Here is a 7,146-nt window from a genome sequence, read left to right as displayed (position 1 = left end):
TTGAGGAGGGTCAGAAAATGATCGGGGGGATCATTTTCCCGACGAAAGGATGCATTGCGTGAAACTGCTGGGGCAGCGCCTCTCGGCGCGAGACTTCGACAGGCAGGCCGCGGAAATCCAAACCCGTATCGCCGTGCTCAACCGCTACACCGCTCTTGGCATACCCGCAACAGAGGCTATCGGGTAAGTCCTTAAGGGCAAAGGGGAAGTCCGCCCGCCACCCGATTTGTGCTACAAAGCCACGCGGGGTTAAACAGGGCGACTGGATCAAGCTGGCCTCGCGCTCGGGCGAAGCCACCCTGCGGGCAGAATTGACCGACAGGGTGAGCCCTGGCGTGGTCTACACAACCTTTCACCACCCGGATACGCAGGCCAACGTCATCACCACCGATTTTTCGGACTGGGCCACCAATTGCCCTGAATACAAGGTAACAGCTGTGCAGGTGAGCCTGTCGAATGGCCCTACCGACTGGCAAGAGGATTATGCATCCCAGGCCCAGCGGTCGCGGCGCATCCTGCCTGCAGCGGAGTAATATGATGGCGCTCTGCTCAAGCCAAAGCCAGCCCGGCCTGTCTGTCCAGTGCGACGGGCAGTGCCCGCGGTGCTGCACAGTCTGCCCGAAGAGCTGCCGGTTGCCATGGTGTTCGAAGGCAGCACCCAGGGGATCATGATGGCAACGCCTCAGGATATTGAGGACTTCGCCATGGGCTTCGCTCTCAGCGAGGGCAATGTGCGGCATCTGGGCGAAATCCGTGAATTTGAATCCGCCGAGCATTCCGGCGGCATCGAGGCCCGGATCTGGCTGCCGCCGGAACGCGCCGCGGCACTGAAGGCACGGCGCCGGGCGATGATGGGGCCGGTGGGCTGCGGGCTCTGCGGCATCGACAGCCTGGACCAGGCCCTGCGCCCTCTGCCGGTGTTGGCTTCGGGTGGCCCGGAATTCAGTGCAGATGAAGTTGCCCGGGCGGCGGATGAATTGCGCAGCCACCAGCCCCTGCACGATCAGACCCATTCTACCCACGCGGCGGGGTTCCTGCTACCGGGTCAAGGCATTGTCATGGCACGGGAAGGACGTTGGACGCCACAATGCGCTGGACAAGCTGGTCGGGGCGCTGGCCCGCGCCAGAACGGAACCGGCGTCCGGCGCCTTTGTGCTGACCAGCCGAGTTTTGGTCGAGATGGTGCAGAAAACCGTGATGGCCGCCGCCCGCTGCGGAAAGATACAGGGGATTTTGCCGGTTCACTCAATCTGCAGCTTTCAGAACGCAGCGCCCTGCAGTGAGCAAGGCCCTGTTCTCTCGACAAAGCACCGGAAAGCGACAATAGTCCAATACCGCGCCCATAGAAGAGCGGCAGGTATGACAAATACAGATATGGCAAGGCTGGCCGACCCGCTCAGTCAAGCAAGCATCCTCATCGTGGACGATGAGCCGGGCATGCGCAATTTCCTGGTGAAAACCCTGCGCCCCCTGTGCCAGCTGGTGGATGAGGCCGACAACACCGAAGCCGCGGCTGCCCTGCTCAATACCCGGCAGTATGATGTGATGATCCTCGACAACATCATGCCCGGCCAGAAAGGACTGGACTGGCTGGAGCAGCAGCGGCGGGAGGGCGGCTTCACGGATACCATCCTAATTACCGCCTATGCCGATCTGCAGACGGCGATCGACGCGCTGCGGGCCGGGTCGTCGGATTTCGTGCTGAAGCCTTTCCGCTCGAACCAGATCCTCAATGCCCTGCGCCGCTGCATCGAAACCGCCCGGCTGAAGCGCGAAAACATGCTGCTGCGGCGGGAGCTGGAAGTTACTGGAGTAGGGCGCCGGCGCCGCCGCGAGCTGGTCGGAACCTCGCCCGCCGTCAGCCAGGTGCGGGCCCTGCTGGACCGGATGGCACAGGTCGCTACCCCGGTGCTGATCACCGGCGCCTCCGGCACCGGCAAGGAGGTTGCCGCGCGCCACCTGCATGCGCTGTCCAGCCGCGCCGGAGCGCCTTTCGTGCCGGTTCAATGCGGCGCCATTCCGGCGGATGTGATCGAATACGAACTGTTCGGCCACGCTCCTGGCGCCTTTCCCGGTGCGCCTGCGGGCCGCGAGGGCCTGCTGGCTTCGGCGCAGGGCGGCACCGTTTTCCTCGATGAAATCGGTGAACTCAGCACTTCGGCGCAAAACGCGCTGCTGAGGGTGCTGGAGGATGGCCGGATCCGCCCGATCGGCACGGAGCGAACGGTGCAGCTCGATGTCCGCTTTGTGATGAGCTCGAGCCGCCCGCTGGCCGAGGCGGTGGCCGCGGGAAATTTCCGCGAGGATTTGCTGTTCCGCATCAACGTGATCGAAGTGCCGATGCCGCCGCTGCGCGAACGCGCCACTGACATTGTCGAGCTTGCCGAACTGTTCCTCGCAGAAATCGCTGCCCAGCTGCAGCTGCCGCCGCTGGAGCTGTCCGCCAGCGTCAAATCCGCCCTGCTGCGCCATGACTGGCCAGGCAACATCCGCGAGCTGCGGAATTTCGTTGAGCGCTCGCTGATCTTCGGCAGCTTTTCCCTGGACACGCTGGCCCCGGCCCGTCCCGCTGCTGACATCCTGCCGCTGGAGGAGGTCGAACGCCGCGAGATCCTGCACGCGCTGGAGGCCGCAGACGGCAACCGCAGCGAAGCGGCGCGGCGGCTGGGTGTCTCGCGCAAGACCATTGACCGCAAATGCGCGGCCTGGGGGCTCTGAGCCGTGCGCAGGCTGCATTCGCTGATGCGGTCGGTCCGCGTCCGGCTGCTGCTGATTGCGCTGCTGCCGATGCTGGTGCTGATGCCGCTGCTGCTGGGCATTGCCACGTGGCGCTGGTCGGAAAAGACCGACGGCCTTCTGATCACCAAGGTGAACGGTGATCTGACTATTGCCGACCAGTATCTGGCCAGGCTGACCGCCACCTCGGGCGAGCTGCTGGATGCAGTGGCGCAATCGGTGCGTTTCAGCAGTGCGTTCATGGCGGGCAGCACCGCAGATTTCCTGGCGCAGGAACAGGCCCGGCTCGGTCTCGATTTCCTCTATCTGGCGGGCCCCGGCGGCCGTGCCGGTTTCCCTCCCGCAGACTGGCCCGTCATCCGCAGCGCGCTGCAGGGGCAACGGCAAAGCGCGGTCGACATTCTGGACGCCGCCCAGCTTGAGGCACTGGCCCCCGGCCTCGCAGTCCGCGCCGCCATCCCGCTGGTGGCGACCGAAGCGGCAGTCCCCACGGACCGCACCGCCGAGACCCGCGGCATGATCATCCACTCCGCGGCTCCGGTAGCCCTGCCGGACGGCCAGCCGGCGGTGCTGGTGGGCGGGCGGCTGTTGAACCGCAACCTGGATTTCATCGACACCATCAATGCGCTGGTCTACCGCGCGCAAAGCCTGCCGGAGGGCAGCCAGGGCACCGCCACGCTGTTTCTGGAGGACGTGCGGATCTCCACCAATGTGCGGCTGTTCGAAAACGTGCGCGCGCTTGGCACCCGGGTCTCGGCCGAGGTGCGCGGCCAGGTGCTGGGGCGCGGCGACGTCTGGCTCGACCGGGCTTTCGTTGTGAATGACTGGTACATCTCCGCCTATGAACCGATCCTGGACAGCCGCGGCAACCGGGCCGGAATGCTCTATGTCGGTTTTCTGGAAACCCCGTTCCGCCAGGCCAAGCGCAGCACGGTGCTGACGCTCGGCGGGGCCTTCCTGCTGATCGCGGCGCTGTCGGTGCCGATTTTCCTGCGGTGGGCCGGGCGCATCTTCCGCCCGCTTGAGGGCATGACCCAGACCATCGCCCGGGTCGAGCAGGGCGACATGGCCGCCCGCAACCGCCCGCAGGAAGGCGGCGGCGAAATCGCCCGCGTGGCGGCGCATTTGGACAGCCTGCTGGATCAGGTCCAGGAGCGCGACCAGCAATTGCGCGGCTGGGGTGAAAGCCTGGAGGCCAAGGTCGAGGAGCGCACCGCGGATCTGCGCGAGGCAAACCAACGGCTGGAGCGGACCACCGAACGGCTGATCGTCTCGGAGAAACTGGCCGCGGTCGGCGAAATCACGGCGTCCGTCGCGCATGAGATCAACAACCCGGTAGCGGTAATTCAGGGCAACCTGGATCTGGCCCGCACGGTGCTGGGCAGCCACGCGGAACCGGTCGAGGAGGAATTCCGGCTGATCGACGATCAGGTCTACCGCATCGGGGTGATCGTCTCCAAACTGCTGCAATTCGCCCGGCCTGAGGAATACTCCGGCGCCGCCGGGCTGATTTCCCCGGCTGAAGTGGTGGCTGACTGCCTGGTGCTGACCCGCCATCAGATCGAGGCCACCGGGATCAAGGCAGAGGCGCATCTGGCCAGTACCGGCCAGGTCAGGATATCGCGCACGGAATTGCAGCAGGTGATCGTCAATCTCATCCTGAATGCGGTTCAGGCGATGCCCGGAGGCGGCCGCCTCACGCTGAGCGCTGAGGATGCCCCGGACGGTGTGCTGCTGACCGCCGAAGATACTGGCACGGGCATCCCCGCGGACCTGCTGAACCGCATCTTCGACCCGTTCTTCACCACCAAGCAAGCGCAGGGAACCGGTCTGGGGTTGTCGATCAGCCATCAGCTGGTGAGTCGCGCCGGCGGCCGCATCACCGTGCAGTCAGAGGCGGGGCAGGGCACCCGGTTCGAAATTTTTCTTCCCGCGCCTGCCAGCGCCTGATCCCGACAAATTGGCGCAAATCTGCGGGTCCCGGCTCTCTGGTACGGACAGAATGTCCCGCAACCGGCTGCAGACGTCTGGCAAGACAGACAAAGTGACCTGATAAGCTATTGTTATTGATGAATTATTTGTTTGACAGCTGGGCCATCCCTCCGCCTTTGTCAAGCTACGGCACATTGCCGCGGGCCATTCGGGACGGCCGCAATAGGAGGTTGCAGCCGCCTGAACAGCACTAGGGAGGACATCACATGAGTACGCCATCATCCGGCGGGCTGGGCTTTCTGCATAAGGAGCACATCACCGCCGAACCCGGTTTCAACCGCTGGCGGGTGCCGCCGGCATCCATCGCCATCCATCTCTGTATCGGCTCGGTTTATGCCTGGTCGGTGTTCAACCCGCCGCTCACCCGCGAGCTGGGGGTGGTGGCTTCCAGCGCCGACGACTGGAGCCTCAGCTCTGTTGTCTGGATCTTTTCGGTCGCCATCGTCTTCCTCGGGCTGGCTGCCGCCTTTGCCGGCAAATGGCTGGAGGAAGTGGGCCCGCGCATGGTCGGCGTTGTGGCAGCCCTGCTGTGGGGCGGAGGCTTCATTGTCGGCTCGTTCGGCATTTCCAGCCATCAGCTATGGCTGGTCTATCTGGGCTACGGCGTGCTCGGCGGCTGCGGGCTTGGACTGGGCTATGTTTCTCCGGTTTCGACGCTGATCCGCTGGTTCCCCGACCGGCGCGGCATGGCAACGGGCATGGCCATCATGGGCTTTGGCGGCGGTGCAATGATCGCCGCTCCGGTCAAGGGCTGGCTGCTGGACTTCTATGAAACGGCCCCCACCTATCTTGGCGCCAGGGACACGGTTCAGACAGTTGTCGAGAACGGCCGCGTTTTTGCCGAGACCGCACAGGGCAAGATCGAGGTGGTGATCGCCAGCGCGGCGCAGGCTGCAGAGTTCGGCGGCCAGGCGGGCGCTTACGTCGTGGGTACCGGCAACACCGGCGCAGCACAGACATTCATGACCCTGGGCGTCGTATACTTCGCAGTGATGATCCTGGCCGCCTTTCAGTACCGGGTCCCCGCCAAGGACTGGAAGCCTGAAAGCTGGGAGCCGAAACCTGCCGCATCCGGGCTGGTGACGCAGAACGACGTGCATATCGACCAGGCTCTGAAAACCCCGCAGTTCTGGCAGCTGTGGGTGATGCTGTGCTTCAACGTCACCGCGGGCATCGGTGTGATCGGTGTCGCCAAGACAATGATGTCCGAGATCTTCGGCTCGGTGATGCCGCTGGTGGCAACCGCCGCTTTCGCCTCGACCTATGTGCTGATGATTTCGGTCTTCAACATGGTCGGGCGGTTCTTCTGGGCATCTGCTTCGGATTACATCGGGCGCAAGGCGACCTACATGTGCTTCTTCGTTCTGGGCACCGCGCTTTACCTGTCGATCCCCTATTTCGCCTCTGCCACCGCGGCCAATCCGTCTTTGGTCTACCTGATGGGTTTCTACCTGGCCACGATGCTCATCTTCTCGATGTACGGCGGCGGCTTTGCCACGATCCCGGCCTATCTGGCCGACATGTTCGGCACCATGCATGTCGGCGGCATCCACGGCCGCCTGCTGACCGCTTGGTCAACCGCAGGCGTGCTCGGACCGCTGGCCATCACCTCGCTGCGGCAGATGTCGGTGACCAGAGCGGTGCAGGACCTGGCCGCCAAGGTGGACCCGGCCGCCTTCGCCGTAAAATTCGGCGCGCCCGTAGCGCAGCTGGACCAGCTGGTGGCAGCCAAGACCGTGACCATCGCCAAACTGATGGAAATCGCACCGGTCGGCACCGTGGACCCGACGCCCAGCCTGTACAATACGACGATGTATTGCATGGCAGCGCTGCTGGCGGTGGCGTTCTTTGCCAATCTCTTGATGCGTCCGGTGAAAGATCACCACCACCATGACGAACCCGAGCTGCAAGCCATTCCGGGAGAGTAACGATGCTCGCCGGGGCGCATTCTGCGCTCCGGCGAGCGACCCGCATTCAAGACAGAAATTTCCAAGCAGAACTTCAAATAACTGCCGCCGTAACCGGAAATGCAGCAAACTTTGCGCAGGTAACATACCTGCGCCTAGCCATCCACAACGCGGCATCCGTTACGATCTGCAGCGCGTAACTATCTTTGAATGGCCGCTTTCCAATTCTCTGGACAAAAATAGAGCTATTGCAGAAGGGTTCAGCCATTCGCCCGCACAACTTAGGAGCTAAGTTGATTTGTGTTGTATTGCCGTCATTGGGTAATCCCCGGTTTTGCGGGGGCTTGGTCGTAGAATTTACGCGGCCATCTTCAGTTTCTGTGCAGGTGTCATCCCGCCGTCGCCCATGTTCGGGCGTTCATGGTTGTAGGACCACAGCCACCCGGTGGCAATCTGCTGGACCTCTTCGATGCTTTCGAAAATGTATAAGTCCAGCCATTCGTGCCGGACC

At 63.5% G+C, this 7,146-nt stretch carries 4 protein-coding genes and 4 pseudogenes; 7 read left to right on the top strand and 1 reads right to left on the bottom strand.

Annotated features, from left to right (window positions below):
- Positions 1 to 40: 40 nt before the first annotated feature.
- The 7 genes and pseudogenes from A2I95_RS24200 to A2I95_RS24175 form a co-directional block, all read left to right on the top strand.
- A pseudogene (locus A2I95_RS24200) lies at positions 41 to 187 on the top strand (IS5/IS1182 family transposase); the annotation flags it as partial.
- Between the two features lie 55 nt (positions 188 to 242).
- A pseudogene (locus A2I95_RS24195) lies at positions 243 to 533 on the top strand (molybdopterin dinucleotide binding domain-containing protein); the annotation flags it as partial.
- A 105-nt stretch (positions 534 to 638) separates the two neighbouring features.
- A pseudogene (locus A2I95_RS42610) lies at positions 639 to 1,010 on the top strand (formate dehydrogenase accessory sulfurtransferase FdhD); the annotation flags it as partial.
- A pseudogene (locus A2I95_RS42605) lies at positions 952 to 1,146 on the top strand (formate dehydrogenase accessory sulfurtransferase FdhD); the annotation flags it as partial. The pseudogenes A2I95_RS42610 and A2I95_RS42605, both read left to right, overlap by 59 nt.
- A 213-nt stretch (positions 1,147 to 1,359) precedes the next feature.
- The gene (locus A2I95_RS24185) at positions 1,360 to 2,718 is read left to right on the top strand and encodes a sigma-54 dependent transcriptional regulator (protein ID WP_027260016.1); all 1,359 of its coding nucleotides are present in this window, start codon (positions 1,360 to 1,362) and stop codon (positions 2,716 to 2,718) included.
- Positions 2,719 to 2,742: 24 nt separating this feature from the next.
- Positions 2,743 to 4,686, top strand: coding sequence for a cache domain-containing protein (locus A2I95_RS24180; RefSeq protein ID WP_051372014.1), 1,944 nt, complete (start codon positions 2,743 to 2,745; stop codon positions 4,684 to 4,686).
- Between the two features lie 248 nt (positions 4,687 to 4,934).
- Positions 4,935 to 6,656, top strand: coding sequence for an OFA family MFS transporter (locus A2I95_RS24175; protein ID WP_291733946.1), 1,722 nt, complete (start codon positions 4,935 to 4,937; stop codon positions 6,654 to 6,656).
- A gap of 336 nt (positions 6,657 to 6,992) precedes the next feature.
- Here the strand turns inward: A2I95_RS24175 and A2I95_RS24170 are convergent.
- Positions 6,993 to 7,146 (bottom strand): integrase core domain-containing protein (locus A2I95_RS24170; protein WP_291733948.1); only part of this gene is annotated, 154 nt, incomplete at its 5' end.

The sequence above is a fragment of the Leisingera sp. F5 genome (genome assembly GCF_001593695.1).
Note: the sequence above shows the minus strand (reverse complement) of the source record. Positions and strands in the feature narration are given on the sequence as shown.